This window comes from Bacillus sp. FJAT-27986, assembly GCF_001685035.1.
Classification (GTDB): Bacteria; Bacillota; Bacilli; order Bacillales; family Pradoshiaceae; genus Pradoshia.
The window spans coordinates 1-20466 of record NZ_MAYV01000018.1; the positions used below are offsets into that span (position 1 = coordinate 1).

Sequence of the window (20466 nt, forward strand, 5' to 3'; positions counted from 1 at the left end):
AAGTCCCAACCAGCCTCAAACATATTTCTACAAGTAGGGGGTGAACAGTTTAGCGGACGGGATCATTTGTCCCACTGCCCCTTACGTTCTACCCTGGCTACTGATAGATTAAATTCAAATGAAAAAAGTTCAACCAGAAAGTTCTGGCTGAACTATATAATACGAAACTGCCCCTTTACTTCCATAAGAAGTTCAACACAAAAAGGCATTAATCCTTCTTAGAACAATGCCCTTGATAGTTTATGTGCAATGAATATTTTCCTTTTAAAGAGCTATATTTAATATTTCTTCAATCCATTCTTCTTTTTCCTCTATGCCAAGAACAATGCATAAACTTTTATGGACCTTTTTAAACTCTGGGATTATTTTATTTACCACAATCATTATCTCATTTGGATCACGACTACTGTGCCATTGTTCAAGTAGTCCGAGTTGTAAATCAGATAATTCACTTCGGCTACCTTCTAGTTTTGCCCAGTCTCCAAATGCGTTAGGCTGAATACCAGCAGCCATATACCAACCTGTAACCATTGATAGTCTTAAACTATCAAGACAATTCAGAGCATAATAAAGCTCTTTTCTCATAGCTCTTCGATATGCTTCGTGTGCATAAGCAAAGAATTTTGTCCTCCAAATCTCAAACTCCTGGACATTAGGGCTATACGACAAATCCATTGATTTTTCTAATACAGTTCTTAATATTCCATTTGTGTCCCGAACAATTTTAATGTTTTGTAACCATACTGATGGTTGAACGTCCTTAATCCTATAATAAAAGGTGTCTACTTTTATGAACTTATCATAATGAGCAACACTGTGAGTTGCCCAAGGTAAATCCTCAAAAAATAGAACGTTTCCCCAATTTCGGGCTCTTTGCTTTTTGTTTAATCTATATACTTCATATACTTCATCCTTAACAACAATTCTCAGGTCAATATCAGAATATAAATCTGTATTCTGATTACCTATTGAACCTCCATAAAATACGCCCAATATGTTCTCATCTTTTTTCAAATCTTCTTCAATTGCTTTAATGATATTTTGACGATACTTTGGAAGATCTAAATCTCTTTTTTGATATTTAGTATTTAATCCCACACACTTTAAACCAACTCCTTATTTGAATGATGGTGTTAGAAACTTATTCGTTAAAAAGCATATAAATCCTTCTTCTGCTAAACTGCCCCGTTACTTTAATAAGAATTCTTTAATAAAGACTAAGAAAAATAAATAACGAAATAATAATACTTGTGTATCCCCAAAAGTTTTTTCTGTCTTTTTGAAGTTCATCTAATCCCATCACTAAAATCATAAAACCTAAGAATAAAATCGTATAAGAGCTAAAGTCGTAATTTTCAGTTATCAAACTATAAACAGATAAAACAACAACAATTATCGCTAAGGTAATTCTTAAAGTTAGTAGCATATTCTCCTCCCACAATACGTAAATACACTTAAAATCATATCATTTCCACTTTGCTATATATAGGAAATTAGAAAATTCCTTATTCAACTAACCTGCCCCGTTTCTACAATAAGGAATTCAACAAAAAAGAGCATTAATCCTCCTTGGATCAACGCCCCCATTAGCTTAATAAGGATTGGTGTTCCTTTATAAATAAATTATATTCTTCAATAAATTGTTGAGCTTCTTCTAAGAAAGGGTAATGATTACTTTTTTCAAAAATCACTAATTTTGAATTCGGTATTCCTTCCTCCATTTCAATAGAGTATAACACTGGACACTGTACATCATTTCTACCGCAAATTATTAAAGTTGGGGTTGATATAAACTCCAGCTTTTTCGTTACATCATAGACTTGTAATTCTCGGCTGAAAAAATCCATACGAATCGCAGACATTCCTTTACTAATGTTTAGACAAAAAAGCTCGTCATATTTTTCAGGGTCGAATAAAGATAGTTTCGTTCTTTCAATTTTTAGTTCTTTTCTTTTTTCTGATGATATACCTGAACGTTTCAATGTTTCATTAAGTTCTTGCATTCTGGTGAATTGGGAGTGTTTCGGATTATAAATACAATCTTTTGAGAATGTCATATATTCTCTTGCTGCAGCTCCGACAATCACATTAAATGTAAGAGATTTTGAAAAGTATATTCCGTAGATAATGCCTAACATACCCCCAGTTGAGTGCCCAGAAAATCCCCATTTATTAAAACCCAATTCTTCTCGAATAGCTTCTATATCAAATATTGTTTCCAAAAAACTTAGTTGATACGGTTCTTGTGCTTCTCTGAATTACCTGCTTCTCTTAAATTTATCAAAAATACTTTGTTTGTTTTTGTAAAAGTCTCTGCAAAATAATCACCTGTCTGATTAAATTCTGCATAATGATGGGTAACACAAAGTTGTTCGCCTTCACCCTTTACAAATATTTCGAATACACCACGTGATGTTTTAAGTAAATTCCTTTCCCAATTCCCCAATAATATCTTCCTTTCTTATTAAACTTACCTGGTCTACCATAATAAGTTCAACAAGAAAGGTATTAAACCTTCTTCCGCTAAACTGCCCCGTTTCAACAATAAGGATTTCAACAAAAAAGAGCATTAATCCTTCTTGGATCACCGCCCCTGTTTGTTAAATAAGGATAAAGTCTTTGTTGACCTAAATCCACCCCACATTAACCGTATCATCATGAAAGAATTCAATAACATATTTCTGTGTAAGACAATAAATATATAAATCATTTCCTAACCAAACAATATCCTCAATATTACTTAATATTTCTCCAGTCAATTTAGTTTTTACACATGGATAACTATCGTATCCCCAAAAGATATATATAGGAATTGAAGTATCAAATCCTTTAGAAATTAGAAAGGATGGAATGCTCTTAATTTCTTGGTCATTTACTTCAACTCGGTTAACAATAGGATTCTCCCAGTCAATTCTGATCCAAAAAGCAATCAGGGAATTTTCAGAGAAATCTTCTACAATTGAATGACTGTTATTAGAACCTAGAATTTCAAATACTTCCGTATTCACAAACTTGGTTTTTTCATACATGATTTAATATTATTAGTTAACCTTTAATATGTTCCACAATAGCATTAAAATCCTTCTTGTACACGTTGCCCTTCAAAGGATTTAAACCCTCACCAGTAATCTTTACTATTGTTATGTAAATAAAATAAAAAATGGTTTCCTGGTCTGGAATCCATTTTTGTAGTTGACCATATGGTGTTACCAATTCGTTTCTCTCTTTAACGTAAAGAAGATAAACAATTACTATTCACTGTCTCAGATGATATAAAAAATTCTTAAAGATAGAGGTGAGATTGATTGTTTTTTCTTCTAGAAATAATGACTTAAATAATATATTGTATACCTAAAACAATGAAAGCCCTACCTCTCTTTCATCCTTACGGCTCCTTGTCCGTGCCAGTGTGAATCAGGATTGCAAAAATCAAGTGACTATTTTATCGAGTTATTTGATGAAACTTCAAACGTTCGTAAAATAAATTTAAATAATAAAAATGGATTAGATTGTAGAAATTACAAAAGAGGTTAATGCTCTAAAGGTGAGTTGGAGAAGTTGAATGTCTTTGAAAAGATTTATTTTAATAATAAACATATTTCCAAAAAATCAGGAAATTTTTGGGAAAGTAATCAATTTTCTTAAATTAACCTTAACAGAAACTTTTTATTTGATTTTCAGTAATACCTTTAATTAATCCCAGTTCACTAATCAAAAATTCATGTGCGTTATCTAACATTTTTTTTTCGCTTGTATTAAGTGCTTTTTCTTTCTTCATACGCATTAAATCACGTACAACTTCAGTACATTCTTGTATTTTACCCGTTTTTATTTTGTCCGTGTTCACTTTATACCTTTGTTTCCACGGCAGTAATCTATCTGATTCTCCATGATGAAAGATGTTTATGATGTGTTTTAATGCAATTATGTCAGTAACAGGGCGTATACTTGAACTCTTACCCGTAGGAATCATGACTTGCATATTACCGATTAACATTTTTATAACATAATACTGTTGTTTTTCCTCTGAGATTTCCTTTTCTTCTATGGCTTTAATTAAACCTACTCCATGCATTGGATAAACAATGTTATCGCCAATTTGAAACAAATAATCCACCTCCATATATGGTAACCTTCTTAACCTTAACATATATATCATTTTTTAGCAAATATTTAATAATATCATAATTTATTTTCCGTTGTCAACTACTTTTTTCTTAAAGATCAGAAAAAGCACTAACAATAGGAATCGTGTCGGATTACCAATAAAGGGAAGGTTGATTTTCCCACGTATATTCTGAAACCTCTACTAACCTTAATATTATTATTCTTTATAAAACCTTCCTGCGCAAATAACACAAAAAGCGACTGCCTTGTTTTGCAATCGCCCCCGTTAGCTTAATAAAGGTATCCTAATAAATCTAACTTGCCATTTTCCCATTTTATATTACCTACTTCTTTGATCATAAGCTCATTAATCTTTTCATGTCCTATTCCGTAAGTTGATTGATTTTCATCGTCAATTTTTAACCATTTACATTCATTATTTACAGACTTGAATCCTGCGTTTAAGTACAATTTTTTGTTATCTGCAAACAAGAGTAAAAAATCAACTAACTTCCCTTCACAGAAATCATTTATTTCAGAGAGCAGTAATGAACCTATTCCCTGTGAACGCTTGTTTTTTGATACACATAAATCGATGATACCAAGAACTCTTATTGGTTTCCCGTTTAAATTCATTACTCTATAATCCAAGCCCACATGACCGACAAGTTGATTAGTATCATCAATTACAATGAACCTAAAATGAGGTAACTGCTTAAAGTAAATTCTATCTTTTGGATATACATCTGTAAAACATTCTACTAATAACTGCCGTAATTTAGTTTCCAATTGACCATTAATTTCATATTCGTAAATTTTTACAATTTTCAATTCAGTTTCTCCTCATCAGTTTATCATTGGGATTAAAACTTATATTATATTTTTTCTTGAATAAACCTTCCCCTTTTACTTCAATAAGAAATTCAACATAAAAAGAGATTAATCCTTCCTGGATCAACGCCCCCTATAGTTTAAGTGTACTTGTTCACAAGCTTTTTATTATTTCTGGAATGCTGCTCCTTTAGCGGTATAATCCTTATCCTTAATCACAATGAGACATTCGCCAAAACAAACATAATCTTACTTTCTAAATAACTTATTGGTCCCAGATAACAATTACTTAAACAAGAATAGTGTTATTCCTTCTTCAATTAATGCACTCGTTAATTTAATAAGAGATGATTGAAATGTTTAATGATAATAGAGTTATTTAAAAATGAAACTTTCCCGCCTACCATTTATCGTGTACAGTTATAATAAAAAACTACAAGAAATAAGTCGATTGACTACAGTTACAGTTTTAAAATAGAATTATTTACGCTACTGCATTTACCGCGGCAAAATTAAATAAGGATGGTAATGCATATGATTGAAATGAACGATTGGCTTGAGCAATTTAGTCAAAAACTTATTCAACAATTTGGCGAGGAGATTGTCTTTATAGGATTGCAAGGAAGTAGAGCGAGGGAAGAGGCAAAGCTAGACAGTGATATTGATGTAGTGGTCATTTTTAAAGAACTGACGATTGTTCGATTATTATCGTATGAAGTCGTTACCCATACGATGCCAAACCGTCATTTACTTTGTGGTTTTATTTCGGGTGTAGACGAACTCCAAGCTTGGGATAAATCGGATTTATTTACCTTTGTCTATGATACAAAAGCAGTTTACGGTAGCTTGGAATTTTTAAAGAAACATATTCAACCGGAAGATATCAAGCGATTTGTTCGAACAGGTGCAGGAAATAGTTATCATATGACTTTGCACAATTATTTGCACACAAAATCAGTAGAGGCAATTAAAGCTATATTTAAAAATGCACGTTTCGTAATACAAGGAAAGCAATTTTTAAAATCAGAAATATTTCAATCAGATATAGGGGAGCTTATTCTAAATGCAGAAGAGCTTGATCGACAAGTATTAAGCCGTTTTTTAGAGATTCAACAAGGTATGCCTGTTCATTTACAACAAGATACAACGTTAATTTTTCATTGGGCAAAGGAAACGTTACAAGCAATGAAATGATAAAGACAAAATTGTGCGTTTTTGAACAAATTTTAAAAGCCTTATTACATTTTATGTGTAGTAAGGCTTTTATTTTTCTGTATTAAAATTAAACGACTTTATTATCTTTGTACATATAGTTGCTTAATTCATAATAAAGTCGTTTGGTAATGGTAACATTCACTAGTGGTTTTCTCTTATTGAGCTAAACTGCCCCGTTAGTTCAATATGAAACTGTCCCAAATAGCTTCCTCCACTACAAAATATTCTTCGTGGGAGCATACAGCTAATATGCATTTATCATTATGGTAAAACATTAAGTCTTCTGGTAGTTCAGGACTAATCCAATCAAAAAGGGAATGACAACGCTCTTTCAAAAAGTCTCTTGTAGCATTATTCATTTTAAAATAAAAAACGTAGGCTGTATCTTCAGAAAGTCTTGTGGTTTCCCATTCTTTTTGTATTCGTCTTTCGATTAAATGTTCTTCAATATCGATTATTAAATTATCAATAAAGGCAAGACGCTCCTTTTCAAACTCCAATAAACGTCCATCTTCTACAAAAGCAAAGCGATTACAATTCCTTGAGAGTAAGTCTATTAATTGCTTATAACGTTTGCCCTTTATATTTTTATGTACCCATATCATATTAATCTCACCTCAACGCTACAATTTACCGTTTTTTTGGGTTTCTTTAATATAATTCAGTAAAATATTAATAAATTCCTTCTTTCACTAACCTATCCCATTCATTCAAGAAGGTAATCCCCACCCAATTTTACCGCAAATGGATAGCAGTTCCCTTTTTATTCAAAGCAACAATATTTACGAAAAAGCCTTTTATAGAGATTCTCAGCCTATTAACAAAGAATATTTACAATTAATTACATATGAATTATGCTTTATTTACAGAGGAGGTGTTAGAGATTGAGCACAAACACATTTTTCATTCGATTTTCCATCAGCATACTTCTTATTTTCGGAGGAACATTTACAATCCGTTATTTTAGAACAGGTGAGCTTTTAATCGATCAAATAACGGGAATAGCCGCCGGTTTACTTATTTTAATTGCATCCCTCGTATGGAGAATTAAATCCAAGCAATCCACATAATAGATGTTTGACAGATTTACGCATACAATCCATCCTTATGAAGATTCTCGAATTTGATGATTCTACTTCATTTGTTTACTTCAATTCTCATCTTCAGACCACTCATTTCTTTCGCTTTTTATAAATCAATTCTTAGCATATTAATAAAATTACGTTATTTCTCTGACATGTCATAATAATTTGGAAAAATCCTTAGAGGAAACAATGAAGAAAGTAATAAATAAGATTAATCCCAAGATTGAACTAGCCGGAGTGTCATTAATTGAATTAAAGAAAACAGAACGAACACTTGGCGCTACCTTTCCAGAAGAATACAAGGAACTCTTTCTAGAAACAAATGGTGCAACATTCGGAGAATGGACTTTGTACTCGATTCAAGCTAATGAACAATTAGCCTTTGCAATGGATATTGTTAGGCAAAATCAAGAGAACCGGCCTAAAAATATGCCTGATGAATTTATTTGTATTGGTGACCATATCAATGGAAATAAGCTCTGCTATCAAATTCGAAAAAGATTTATGCAAGAGCTGATTTTTCTATAGGATGATAAAAAGGGAAAATGCGAATGTAAGGCTTCAACTTTAAGTGAATTTATTGACTGGTATGTACCGAAAAAGACAAATAAGCCTAAAATTTTAGGCACATTTACAATCGAAAGTGGGAAGTTAATTGTTACGGACCCATGTTACGATAAAGATGAAGAAGACCTGCAAGTCTTACTTCTAAATGTGAAAAATGGAAAGTGGACAGCATATGTTACACACACTGATGAGGAAGCAGTACAAAATTTGTTCGTATATTATGGCGAAAAGAAACCAAGCGGGAGATGGCATGATTGCGCTCAAGCAATAGCGGTTGATTCAGCACAAGCAGGAATCTTTGATTTTGACGTTTTTCAAAAAGATGAAACAATCCCATATGAACTGATAAATACCCATGATATAGAGATAGATGAGGCTAGCTCTAAATACTATGTAGCATGCTGTGATATGACTGATACAGATGAACAAGCCGGAGTGGTTCCTGGAGGTGCGGTTTCTATGTCTGGCTATGGTGATGGAATGTATGAAGTCAAAGTGAAATATAATATTTTCAAACAGGTTGTTGGCGTAATGATTACTTTTGAGGATGAGGAATAATACAAAGGTCAGACCATCTTATACAAGTATAGGGAGATAAAGTGATTACTGATCAAAAAAGAGAAGTCGCCAGGATATGGTTCGATGAATACTTTACGAAAGGTAATCTTGAACTCTTAGATCAGCTTACAGATTCACATTTTATATTCCACTCAAGAAATACAGATAACCCCAAAAATGATATGAGAGAATTTATGAACTAGTATAGGAATGTTTTTCAGGATGATGAATGGATAATAGATGATTTAATAGAACAGGGAGAAAAGCTAGTTGTCCGTTATACCGGCTGGATGACCTATAAAGGTGGTTGGTTTAACATTCCTTCGGATAACCAACGAATCAAAGAAACAGGTATCATGATATTTAAATTTAGGGAAGGAAAAAATAGTGATGCTGCTATCCTTTATGAATTAGGGGCTTTACCAAAAAATACTCATCAGAGCTTCTGATATTAGAATATACATATGAAAAGAGCTGCATAACTAATATGCAGCTCTTTTCACATCAATTTTTATATTCGCGCCTGTATGGCATTCCAGGCCGTATCTTTTCCAAGCCCAGTCTCCGAAGAGAACAAAATCACTTCGTCACTTTCGATAATATTCAGTGTGTCTTTCACGACTTTTAGATGCTTTTGCCATTTACCTTTTGGAATTTTATCCGCTTTGGTTGCAATAATGATACAAGGTATCTCATAATGCTTAAGAAAATCATACATCATTACATCATCCACAGACGGTTTATGGCGCAAATCAATGATTAAGAGCATAGCACGTAAAGGCTCACGTGTCGTAATGTATGTCTCAATCATCTTACCCCATGCTTCACGTTCGGACTTGGATACTTTCGCATATCCATATCCCGGTACATCGACGAAAAATAATTGCTCATTAAGCTTATAAAAGTTCAATGTTTGTGTTTTACCCGGTTTAGATGAAGTACGGGCCAAACCTTTCCGATTGATCATTTTATTAATAAAAGAAGATTTTCCTACATTTGAACGTCCAGCAAGAGCGAACTCCGGAAAACCATCTGTTGGATATTGTTCCGGTTTAACAGCACTCATCACAATCTCTGCTTGAGTAATTTTCAACTTTCTCCACCTACCAATGCATGTTGCAGCACTTCATCAAGTTGTGATACAAATACGAATTCTAATTCTTCACGAACACTTTCAGGAATATCATCAATATCTCTCTCATTATCAATCGGACATATAACTTTCTTTAGTCCTGCACGATGAGCACTCAATGACTTTTCCTTTAATCCCCCAATCGGCAATACACGACCACGCAAAGTTATTTCACCAGTCATCCCTACTTCCTTACGGATCGCTTTACCCGTAAGCGCTGAAATTAAGGCAGTCGCTATAGTAATACCTGCGGAAGGACCATCTTTTGGAACAGCTCCTTCAGGAACATGAATATGAATATCATATTTCTCATAGAAATCCTTGTCAATCCCAAAATCTTCAACCTTGGAACGAACATAGCTGAAAGCAGCCTGCGCAGATTCTTTCATGACATCTCCAAGTTTACCCGTCAACACAAGTTTGCCCTTACCTGGTGATAAAGAAACTTCAATTTGAAGGGTATCACCGCCAAATGTAGTATAAGCAAGTCCAGTTGCTACTCCAACCTGGTCTTCACGCTCTGCTTCGCCATGACGGAAATACGGTTTACCCAAAAATTCAGCCACTACTTTTTCTGTGACAATAACTTTTTTCTTCTCACCTGAAACAATAATCTTGGCTACTTTCCGGCAGATTGCCGCCAATTGCCTTTCCAAAGTACGAACCCCAGCTTCTCTTGTATATTGCCTGATGATTTTGATAATCGCATCATCCTTCATTTGAAGCTGGCTTCTTGTCAATCCGTGAGCTTTGATTTGTTTTAGCATCAGATGATCTTTAGCAATATGGAGCTTTTCAATTTCCGTATAGCCGGAGAGATTAATAATTTCCATCCGATCACGTAGAGGTGCCGGAATCGTTGCTAAATCATTGGCTGTAGCAATAAACATTACATTGGAAAGATCGTAGGTTTCCTCAATATAATGATCGCTGAAAGTATTGTTTTGCTCCGGGTCAAGAACTTCAAGCATAGCTGAAGATGGATCCCCCCGAAAATCGTTGGACATTTTATCAATCTCATCCAATAAGAAAACCGGATTAATGGTTCCTGCTTTTTTCATCCCTTGTATAATACGGCCAGGCATAGCCCCCACATACGTACGGCGATGTCCGCGTATTTCTGATTCATCTCTTACTCCACCAAGAGAAACCCGGACGAAATTACGGTTCAAAGACTTGGCTATGGATTTTGCCAAACTAGTCTTACCTACCCCTGGAGGTCCCGCAAGGCAAAGAATTGGTCCTTTTAAGGAATTCGTAAGCTTCTGAACAGCCAAATATTCAAGCACGCGCTCTTTCACCTTTTCAAGACCATAATGGTCTTTGTTTAAGATGTTCTCAGCTTTTCTAATATTCAGATCATCCTTCGTTGCTTTCGACCAAGGAATTGCAATCAGCCACTCAATATAATTACGAATGACCGCACTCTCTGCAGATGTTGCCGGAATCTTTTCATAGCGGTCCAGCTCCTTAAGTGCAGTTTCCATGACATGAGCCGGCATGCCCGCTTCCTTTATCTTCTCAGCAAATTCAGCAATCTCAGCAGCCTTACCTTCTTTGTCACCGAGCTCTTTTTGGATTGCTTTCATTTGTTCGCGTAGATAATATTCCTTTTGTGTTCGCTCCATTGATTTTTTGACACGCAGACCGATTTTCTTTTCGAGATTCAATACTTCTTTCTCGTTATTGATTAAACTGATTACTTTGTTTAATCTTTCCTTGACATCAATGGTCTCAAGTATTTCCTGCTTGTCCTTCAGCTTAAGCGGCAAATGTGATGTAACAATATCGGCCAGTCTGCCGGGTTCTTCTATATCAACAGTTGAATTATATGTTTCTGTTGTGACCTTTTTTGAGATTTTTATGTACTGTTCAAAGTAATTTAATAAAGTTCTCATCAAAGCTTCTGTTTCAGGATCCTTCTCTACTGGATCTTCAATAATTTCGAGCTTCGCTGTAAGAAAATCACTATCATCCTCATAGGAAACCATTTGTGCTCTCGATAAACCTTCTACCAACACTCGAATTGTCCCATTTGGGAGTTTAAGCATCTGTTTTACTTTAGTGAGTGTACCCATTTCATACAAATCTTCTTCACTGGGCTCATCTGTAGAAGCTTCCTTCTGAGTAGTTAAAAATATCAAATGGTCATCTACCATCGCTTTCTCTAGCGCCTGAACAGATTTTTCCCTTCCAACATCCAGATGGAGAACCATCGTTGGGAAAACAAGCAATCCGCGAAGCGGCAGGAGGGGAACGTTTTTGTCCATAGTGTTTGCCATTTGTTGCACCTCCAAAACATGCTAATATATGTATTATTCATTGGCCTTTTACCAATTTTATCGTATTTACTGGTTTGTGTCTATTTGGGACGATAAACGAAACCATGTTACTTGTTTTCCCTAAATTTAAGTGGATGTAACACCTTTCAATCAATTTTTAAGGTAACAAAATTTCCCACTCTCATTAGACAAAAAAAAGGCTCGCTCTGATGCAAGCCTTTTAATTTTGTTCCCTCAGCCGCTTTCCCGTTCAGAAAGTGGCATATTTTCGATAATAGTATCAATGGCCGCTGTACGATCGAATACTAGTTGAAATACTTCCTTTAAGTTCCTGACAGGTTTAATTTCAATATTTTCGACTTGGTTTAACAGGGCTTGTATATTTTCTTCCGGAATCAGAACTACATCGGCTCCCGCTAACTTAGCTGCTGTCACTTTCGTAAACACACCGCCAACCGGCTTAACCTTCCCGTGAATGCTGATTTCTCCTGTCATTGCAACATTATTTTTTACCGGTATTTGATAGATAGCTGAGTAAATCCCAACGGCCATAGCAATGCCTGCCGAAGGACCATCAATCGGTATACCGCCCGGAAAATTAACATGGATATCAAATTTGTCAGCTGGTACGCCAATCGTTCTCAGGACAGTCACCACATTTTCAATCGATCCCTTAGCCATGCTTTTTCTTCTGATGGATTTTCCAGCACTATTAATACTTTCTTCTTCTACGATTCCAGTTATATTAACTGAACCCTTATCAACCGCATCAATAACCGTCACTTCAATCTCAAGTAACGCCCCTGAGCTTGGTCCGGTTACAGCCAGACCATTTACAACACCAACGGCAGATTCTTTCGCAATAAAGCTTTGATATCTAGGAGACATTTGGCTGGATTGAACAATCCATTCAATATCTTCATCTTTAATATAATCTCTATTTTCTGTAATGGCTAAACCTGCGGCACTCTGAACCATATTTACAGCTTCCCGTCCATTGCTGGCAAAATTACCAATGACATTAAGCGCCTCATCACTAATCTCTAAGGACACCCGTTCAACTGCATTTTTGGCCACTTTTTTCAGTTCCTCCTGATTTAATTCACGAAAAAAAATTTCCATGCATCTGGAACGAATCGCAGGCGGAATTTCAGAAGGTGTTCTCGTTGTAGCCCCAACAAGCCTAAAATCAGCAGGCAATCCATTTTGAAAAATTTCATGTATATGTTTTGGTATATTCGGATTCTCTTCATTATAGTATGCACTTTCAAAATGTACTTTCCGATCTTCCAATACCTTCAATAATTTGTTCATTTGTATATTATGCAATTCTCCAATTTCATCAATAAATAAGACACCGCCATGAGCATTTGAAACTGCCCCCTGTTTTGGCTGTGGAATACCTGCCTGGCCCATTGCTCCGGCGCCCTGATAGATTGGGTCATGAACAGAGCCTATAAGTGGGTCAGCAATTCCTCTCTCATCAAATCTGGCTGTTGTGGCATCCAATTCTACAAATGTTGCGGTTTGCCTGAATGGAGATTTCATATTTGCTTTAGCCTCTTCCAGCACCAGTCGCGCAGCGGCCGTTTTCCCAATTCCAGGCGGACCATAAATTAGTACATGCTGTGGATTTGGCCCACAAAGTGCTGCCTTTAGTGCCTTGATTCCATCCTTCTGACCAATAATATCATCAAACCGTGCTGGTCTTACCTTTTCGGAAAGCGGCTCAGTTAATGAGATAGACTTCATTCGATGAAGCTGATCCATCTCCTTCTTAGCCTCTCGATCAATCGAAACCTTTTGTACCCTTTGACCCTTTAACAAATTTAAAAAATACATGCCAATCACTATTCCAAAGAACAGCTGGATAACAATAACCACACCAGTCCAACTCATATAAGCACCCTCCTGAAATCACATCGTTGAGATACAAGCTAGTATCTCCCTAGAAAGGATGGAATAAACATCAAAAAGCTGAGCCGACTGATCAGCTTCGACAAGCATAAGAGGAGGCGCACAGATGTGTTCTTTCCTCCCGCAGTGGGTGGCTATCCTTATGACTCAAGCTCTATATATCTACACCAAAACCTGCCATCTACTTTAGCGTTTGGCTGGAATTTGAGCTGAATTGGCTGGATTAGTGCTGAATTTGGCTGGATAAAATCTAAAATTGGCTGGATTAATGAAGGAATCAGCTGGATTCCTACTCCAATCGGGTCAATCTCTTATTATTCTTCCTATAAAAGCAATTGTTTTCTTCTAACTCTCCAAACATGTATCCATTTAAGAATAGATAACCTGTAAATTACGTCATTTGCAATACAAAAAAGGCCAATCAAGATTTTGATTGGCCTCTTCTACAACTTATATCTTTATCAAGCAGATGTTTTCTTTTCAACTGTTTCAGTTGTTCCATCAACAAGAATTATTTTTGGAGATTCGCCTTTAGAGATCACTTCAGCTGTAATGATACATTTTTTAATATCATTACGGGAAGGAAGTTCAAACATGACATCCAGCATAATTCCCTCAATAATGGAACGAAGTCCACGTGCACCTGTTTTACGCTCAATTGCTTTTTTCGCAATTTCTAACAACGCTCCGTCCTCAAATTCGAGTTCTACGTCATCAAGTTGAAGCATTTTTTGGAATTGCTTAACAAGCGCATTTTTTGGCTTAGTAAGGATTTGGATTAATGTATCCTCATCTAATTGCTCAAGTGTAGCAATTACCGGCAAACGTCCGATAAATTCTGGAATTAATCCAAAACGAAGCATGTCTTCAGGAAGAACTTTAGTTAACAAGTTTTTATCTTCAACTTCTTCTTTAACTGATCCAAAACCGATAACTTTTTGGCCAAGACGGCGTTTAATAATCGGTTCGATTCCATCAAATGCACCACCGCAAATGAATAGAATATTCGTTGTATCAATTTGGATGAATTCTTGATGAGGATGCTTTCTTCCTCCTTGTGGCGGAACGCTTGCCACTGTGCCTTCAAGAATTTTCAGCAACGCCTGCTGTACACCTTCACCTGAAACATCTCGTGTAATGGATGGGTTTTCAGATTTACGTGCAATTTTATCGATTTCATCAATGTATATAATGCCTTTTTCAGCTTTCTCTACATCGTAATCAGCAGCCTGAATTAGCTTAAGTAAGATATTTTCAACATCTTCACCCACGTAACCAGCTTCAGTTAATGACGTAGCATCTGCAATGGCAAATGGTACATTTAATAATCTGGCTAAAGTTTGAGCAAGAAGTGTTTTCCCGCTTCCAGTAGGCCCGATTAAGCAAATATTGGATTTAGATAATTCTACATCTTCAATTTTGCTATTAGAATTTACACGTTTATAGTGATTATAAACGGCTACTGCCAAGGATTTTTTAGCACCTTTTTGACCAATAACATATTCATCAAGGATTTCTAAGATCTCCATTGGTTTTGGTATATCTTTTAACTCAACTTCTTCTTCAGTACCCAGTTCTTCTTCTACAATTTCAGTGCATAACTCTATGCACTCATCACATATATAAACACCTGGACCCGCTACGAGTTTTCGGACTTGTTCTTGAGTTTTCCCACAGAAAGAACACTTCAATTGCCCTTTCTCATCATTAAATTTAAACATAGTTTCACCCCTTGGTATTATGAACTCTATCATGAAATCTGCAATTCTTTACGATCCAGATTAACTAATGAAGGGTATGTAAGGATTGTAACATACATTGCCCCATATAAGGTAAGAAAAAGGCCGTACTCATTTGCCAAACTAATTGTTCCTTATGTATATGTACATAATATCCATTCTTGACTCCTTTCAATCCTGGAAATCAAAAATGGAAGAGTTTTAAATCCTATTTATTTAGAATTAATCTACACTTAATTCATGAAAAAAGCAATTATGTATGTGTTAAAATATTTCGATTCTAAAAGTCGAATCTTCTCGAAACTTTGGCCCTGCAATTAGTATGTATAGTATGTATAAAACAAGGTACGATAAAATCGCACCTTGTTTTGTTATTTAATATGTGTATTAAGCTTCTACTGTTTTGCTGTTATCAACTAATACGTCGATTGCTTTTCTTACTAATAAGTCACCTTTAACACTTTCAGTTCCGCCAAGCGCTTGGATGATTTGTTCAGCAGTCAAGCCATATTGCTCAGACATTGCTTGTACTTCAGTGTTGATTTCTTCTTCAGTAACTTCAAGGTTCTCTGCTTTAGCGATTGCTTCAAGAGTTAAGTTGATGCGTACACGCTTTTCAGCTTCCTCTTTCATTTGACCTTTAAGAGCATCTTTGTCTTGGCCAGAGAATTGGAAGTACATGTCAAGAGTCATACCTTGAGCTTGAAGACGTTGTTCAAATTCTTGAATCATACGATCTGTTTCAGTGTCGATCATTGCTTCTGGAATATCGATTTCTGCAGTTTCTGCCGCTTTTTCGATAACTGTGTCTTTTACATGGTGCTCTGCTTGATGGTTTTTAGACTCAACTAAACGAGTTTTGATTTTTTCTTTAAGTGCTTCCAATGTTTCTACTTCTTCATCAACATCTTTAGCAAATTCATCATCTAACTCAGGTAATTGTTTTGTTTTGATTTCATGAATTTTCACTTTGAATACAGCTGGTTTTCCTGCTAATTCTGCAGCATGATATTCTTCTGGGAAAGTAACTTCAACATCTTTTTCTCCACCAACTTCAAGACCAACCAATTGCTCTTCAAATCCTGGAATGAAAGAGTTAGAACCAAGTTCTAAGGAGTAATTATCTGCTTGTCCGCCTTCGAATGCTTCGCCATCAACGAATCCTTCAAAGTCTAAAACTACAGTATCACCATTCTCAGCTTGTCCTTCTTCTTTGATTACAAGCTCTGCGTTACGCTCTTGTAAAGTTTTGATTTCTTTTTCGATATCTTCATCAGTTACTTCAGTATCAAGTTGTGTAACTTCAATACCTTTGTATTCGCCAAGTTTAACTTCTGGCTTCACAGTAACAGTTGCTTTGAAAATAAGAGCTTCGCCTTTTTCCATTTTTTCGATATCGATTTCTGGACGATCAACTGGCTCGATTTTAGTTTCTTCAATTGCATTAGCGTATGCTTCTGGAAGAATAAAATCTAATGCGTCTTGGTAAAGAGACTCAACGCCAAATTTCTTTTCAAATAATGCACGAGGCATTTTTCCTTTACGGAATCCTGGCACTTGTACTTGTTTAACCACTTTTTTGAATGCTGAATCTAAGCCTTCGTTTACTTTTTCAACCGGTACTTCAACAGTTAATACACCGCTGTTCCCTTCAAGCTTTTCCCATTTTGCAGACATGGTTTTCCCTCCACTATATATATTTCCTAATAATCGTTTTCTCTTAACACGATATTATGTGCAACTAGATTTATTGATCTTAGGCAGTACAGCCTTACTGTACCAATGCATATTGCAACCACTATATTATAACATAGGTTTCCTACGTTTCAAGACTTGGACCCTCAAATAACAGGGAAAGTCATCCCCTCTAGATTCCTGATTTCCTCTATAATTATATTTATCCTTTCATCAGGCTCCTTCAAATCGATTCCATAGGCTTCCGACACAATTCGATAATAGCCTTCTGCCCATCCTTCGAGATTCGGTATATTCAATGGATAAAGCAGGATATTATGCCTTTTAACCATTTCCATTGCCTGTTCGAACATGATAGGATTATTATTTTCCAACCTGTCACGTAAGGTTTTATGTATGTCAGATAAAAAATGCGTTTCTTCAACAATTGGTAAGTCTACTATATTCACTGTAATAGTTTGACCGAACTTATCCACCTCTACAATCTTATCCACTTCCTGCTCTTTTAATATGGATAAAGTAAAGGTTTTTAAAAAAGGATGTTTTTCTTCTATTAAATATTGGCAAAGCAGCCCTACCCACGGTCTAATATTTTGCCCTGCAAGTGAAGATAGCATAAAAAATTGCTCTTGCATCGTTCCGGTTTCCAAAATAACTTTTATTTCTTCCTCCTGAATTTGAGGTGATTCGACTTTAAATTCAGGAAAATCATCTGAATATTCCTGTTCGCTGCCCTGTTCCACAATTCGTTTACTCATAGCCAATAGATGTTCTAATGATTCAACTCTGCCTTCAGGTACTTGATTTTCTTCCAATAACGCTTCGACTACCGATATAATCTCGCGATGTTCATTTAATTGCAGAAGGATCATTAAATAAATATTGATGACATGAAAATACTCTCCAATTCCATTTCCCATCATCTTATTCACTATAGCTTTTGCATCTTGGTAATTCCCGAGCTCTACAAGTGACAGAGCCAATCCGATATTGATATCTTCATCTTCCGGTTCCAATTCATACGCCTGGCCAAATAATTCACGGGCATTTTTGAATTTTTTCTCCTCCATGGCTTGCATACCTTTTTTGAGGAGCAATTGTGCCAGATTAGGAAAAGGAATTACCTTTTCATCCTTTCGTTCACTTTTTGTGTTCTTCATAACAAACCGCCTTGATTTTTTTGAATTAATTGTCGTTAGTTTAGCATGCCTTTCCATGAAAAACAAAAAATCTTTCTGTTATTCACTCAATAAACAATGAAACGCAAAAAAACATAGACTATATATCTTGTAGTCTATGCCAGTATTCTCTGTTCGTATTGATTGATTTCTTCATTATACTGAAGCGTTAGTTCAATTTCATCCCAACCATTAATCAGCATGTTCTTCCAATATGGATGAATATCAAATCGAGCAAGTACGTTTTCTTGTGCTCTCAATTCTTGATTAGGTAGATCAACCGTTAGATCCAACGGTGTTTTACGTATAAATTCCTTTAGTGAAGCAAGAGTCTCTTTTTCTAAGGTTATCGGCAGTATTCCATTTTGCAAACAGTTTTGATGAAAAATATCTGCAAAGGAGGAAGCTAAAATTACTTTAAACCCATAATCCCCCAGTGCCCATGGGGCATGCTCACGAGAGGATCCACATCCAAAATTTTCACCTGCCAACAAAATGGTCGCACCTTTAGCTTCAGGCTGATTCAGTTCAAAATCGTCTCGCTCGGTTCCATCTGCATGAAAACGCCAGTCAAAAAACACATACCTGCCAAACCCGGTACGCTCAATGCGCTTCAGGAACTGCTTCGGTATAATCTGATCTGTATCGACATGATCGCGTTCAAGAATAACAGGTTTACCTGTATAGACTGTCATTTTTTCCATTTTAGTGACCTCCTTTTCCAGAAATCATAGGATTCACCGCTTCTCTGATATCTACAAACTTTCCGTAAATCGCTGCCGCTGCTGCCATGCGCGGAGATACTAAATGCGTTCTTGCTCCAGTGCCCTGTCTTCCTTCAAAATTACGGTTCGACGTGGAAGCACAATGTTCACCTGCCGGCACCACATCTGGATTCATACTTAAGCACATGCTGCAGCCTGCTTCTCTCCATTCGAATCCAGCTGCTTTGAAAATCGTATCCAGACCTTCTTCCTCTGCCATCTTCTTAACAGCCTGTGAGCCTGGAACGACCATTGCTCTCACTCCTGCAGCAACCCTATTACCATCGATAATTTCAGCCGCTTCCCTTAAATCTTCTATCCTGGAATTTGTGCAGGAACCAATAAATACATGCTGAACCGGTATATCTGTAATTGCCTGACCTTCTTTAAGACCCATGTATTCTAGCGCTCGCTGTAATGTTTTGGCTGCTGCTGGCTTCATTGAATTTGAATGAGGGATATTCCCGGTTACCGGGCTGCACATCCCAGGATTGGTACCCCAACTGACCATAGGAGAAATATCATCTCCATTCATGTAGATTACTTTGTCATAATCTGCATCAGCATCACTGGCCAATTCTGACCACCGCTTACAATATTCCTCGAATTCGTCCGGCACGGGAGCATATTTCCGGCCCTTCATATAAGAAAAAGTAGTTTCATCCGGGCTAACCAGACCGGCACGAGCGCCGCCTTCAATAGACATATTACACATAGTCATGCGCTCTTCCATCGACATATTACGTACTACATCGCCTGCATATTCCAAAATATAGCCGTTACCAAAGTTCGTTCCATTTTGAGTGATGATAAATAAAATGACATCCTTTGCAGTAACCCCATTTTGGAGTGAACCGTTTATTTCAATTTTCATCGTTTTCGGTTTGTTTTGCCAAATGGTTTGCGTCGCTAATACATGCTCCACTTCGCTCGTGCCAATTCCAAAGGCCAATGCACCAAATGCACCATGTGTAGATGTATGACTGTCGCCGCAAACAATGGTTTTTCCCGGCCAGGTTAAGCCTAAATCAGGTCCAATCACATGGACAATTCCCTGGTCTTCACTATCAAGGCCTGCTAAAGGTACTCCAAATTCCTGGCAATTCCGTTCAAGTGCTGTCAATTGCCTTTTCGCCACCTCATCTGTTATTACAAAACGATTAATGGTGGGGACATTATGATCCATTGTTGCAAAGGTCAAATCTGGTCTGCGTACCTTTCTTTTCTTTAGGCGAAGACCCTCAAATGCCTGAGGAGAAGTCACTTCATGAACGAGATGCAGATCGATGTATAATAAATCTGGTTTTCCCGCCTCCTTGTGCACTATATGATTTTCCCAGATTTTATCCACGATCGATTTACCCACATAGATCCCTCCTCATTTTATTGATACCTT

At 36.3% G+C, this 20466-nt stretch carries 18 protein-coding genes and 1 pseudogene; 4 read left to right on the plus strand and 15 right to left on the minus strand.

The window, feature by feature from the left end; translation table 11 throughout:
* Positions 1–264 precede the first annotated feature (264 nt).
* The 6 genes and pseudogenes from A8L44_RS15820 to A8L44_RS15845 form a co-directional block, all read right to left on the minus strand.
* Positions 265–1098 (minus strand): aminoglycoside 6-adenylyltransferase, encoded by an 834-nt coding sequence (locus A8L44_RS15820; protein WP_066108613.1) that lies wholly within the window; start codon positions 1096–1098, stop codon positions 265–267.
* Positions 1099–1207: 109 nt separating this feature from the next.
* On the minus strand, positions 1208–1426 hold the full coding sequence (locus A8L44_RS15825; protein ID WP_066108616.1) for a DUF3953 domain-containing protein: 219 nt from the start codon (positions 1424–1426) through the stop codon (positions 1208–1210).
* 160 nt (positions 1427–1586) lie between these two features.
* Positions 1587–2446: pseudogene (locus A8L44_RS15830) on the minus strand (alpha/beta fold hydrolase).
* A gap of 181 nt (positions 2447–2627) precedes the next feature.
* Positions 2628–3029 (minus strand): CDI toxin immunity protein, encoded by a 402-nt coding sequence (locus A8L44_RS15835; protein WP_066108619.1) that lies wholly within the window; start codon positions 3027–3029, stop codon positions 2628–2630.
* A 623-nt stretch (positions 3030–3652) separates the two neighbouring features.
* Entirely contained in the window at positions 3653–4108 is a 456-nt protein-coding gene (locus tag A8L44_RS15840) for a CarD family transcriptional regulator (protein WP_175354316.1), read from the minus strand.
* A gap of 290 nt (positions 4109–4398) precedes the next feature.
* On the minus strand, positions 4399–4938 hold the full coding sequence (locus tag A8L44_RS15845) for a GNAT family N-acetyltransferase (RefSeq protein WP_066108626.1): 540 nt from the start codon (positions 4936–4938) through the stop codon (positions 4399–4401).
* A gap of 534 nt (positions 4939–5472) precedes the next feature.
* Between A8L44_RS15845 and A8L44_RS15850 the strand changes: the two genes are divergently transcribed.
* Complete coding sequence (locus tag A8L44_RS15850; RefSeq protein WP_066108629.1) at positions 5473–6132, plus strand: nucleotidyltransferase domain-containing protein; 660 nt, start codon at positions 5473–5475, stop codon at positions 6130–6132.
* Between the two features lie 197 nt (positions 6133–6329).
* Here A8L44_RS15850 and A8L44_RS15855 read toward each other — a convergent pair whose 3' ends face one another.
* Complete coding sequence (locus tag A8L44_RS15855; RefSeq protein ID WP_225983614.1) at positions 6330–6758, minus strand: stage III sporulation protein AH; 429 nt, start codon at positions 6756–6758, stop codon at positions 6330–6332.
* A 279-nt stretch (positions 6759–7037) separates the two neighbouring features.
* On the opposite strand from A8L44_RS15855, the gene A8L44_RS15860 reads away from it, so the two are divergent.
* The 3 genes from A8L44_RS15860 (at position 7038) to A8L44_RS19275 (ending at position 8363) form a co-directional block, all read left to right on the plus strand.
* On the plus strand, positions 7038–7223 hold the full coding sequence (locus A8L44_RS15860; RefSeq protein WP_066108632.1) for a hypothetical protein: 186 nt from the start codon (positions 7038–7040) through the stop codon (positions 7221–7223).
* Between the two features lie 204 nt (positions 7224–7427).
* Positions 7428–7766, plus strand: coding sequence for an SMI1/KNR4 family protein (locus tag A8L44_RS19270; protein WP_066108636.1), 339 nt, complete (start codon positions 7428–7430; stop codon positions 7764–7766).
* Positions 7767–8012: 246 nt separating this feature from the next.
* Positions 8013–8363, plus strand: coding sequence for a hypothetical protein (locus A8L44_RS19275; protein WP_368072450.1), 351 nt, complete (start codon positions 8013–8015; stop codon positions 8361–8363).
* Positions 8364–8874: 511 nt separating this feature from the next.
* On the opposite strand, the gene yihA is transcribed toward A8L44_RS19275, so the two are convergent.
* From yihA to leuC, 8 genes are all read right to left on the minus strand, one after another.
* Positions 8875–9456, minus strand: a complete 582-nt coding sequence (yihA, locus tag A8L44_RS15875; RefSeq protein ID WP_066108642.1) for a ribosome biogenesis GTP-binding protein YihA/YsxC — start codon at positions 9454–9456, stop codon at positions 8875–8877.
* The gene (gene lon / locus A8L44_RS15880; RefSeq protein ID WP_066108645.1) at positions 9453–11777 is read right to left on the minus strand and encodes an endopeptidase La; all 2325 of its coding nucleotides are present in this window, start codon (positions 11775–11777) and stop codon (positions 9453–9455) included. The genes yihA and lon overlap by 4 nt, the downstream gene beginning before the upstream one ends.
* A 234-nt stretch (positions 11778–12011) precedes the next feature.
* Positions 12012–13676: an ATP-dependent protease LonB gene (gene lonB / locus A8L44_RS15885; protein ID WP_066108648.1), complete on the minus strand. Its 1665-nt coding sequence runs from the start codon at positions 13674–13676 to the stop codon at positions 12012–12014.
* Between the two features lie 479 nt (positions 13677–14155).
* Positions 14156–15415, minus strand: a complete 1260-nt coding sequence (gene clpX, locus A8L44_RS15890) for an ATP-dependent protease ATP-binding subunit ClpX (RefSeq protein ID WP_066108651.1) — start codon at positions 15413–15415, stop codon at positions 14156–14158.
* A 405-nt stretch (positions 15416–15820) separates the two neighbouring features.
* Positions 15821–17110, minus strand: a complete 1290-nt coding sequence (tig, locus tag A8L44_RS15895) for a trigger factor (protein WP_066108652.1) — start codon at positions 17108–17110, stop codon at positions 15821–15823.
* A gap of 164 nt (positions 17111–17274) precedes the next feature.
* The gene (locus A8L44_RS15900) at positions 17275–18288 is read right to left on the minus strand and encodes a tetratricopeptide repeat protein (protein ID WP_066108655.1); all 1014 of its coding nucleotides are present in this window, start codon (positions 18286–18288) and stop codon (positions 17275–17277) included.
* Positions 18289–18422: 134 nt separating this feature from the next.
* Positions 18423–19010 carry a 3-isopropylmalate dehydratase small subunit gene (gene leuD / locus A8L44_RS15905; RefSeq protein ID WP_066108658.1) on the minus strand — a complete coding sequence of 196 codons (588 nt, stop codon included), beginning with the start codon at positions 19008–19010 and terminating at the stop codon, positions 18423–18425.
* Between the two features lies 1 nt (position 19011).
* Positions 19012–20436, minus strand: a complete 1425-nt coding sequence (leuC, locus tag A8L44_RS15910; RefSeq protein WP_066108660.1) for a 3-isopropylmalate dehydratase large subunit — start codon at positions 20434–20436, stop codon at positions 19012–19014.
* Positions 20437–20466 lie beyond the last annotated feature (30 nt).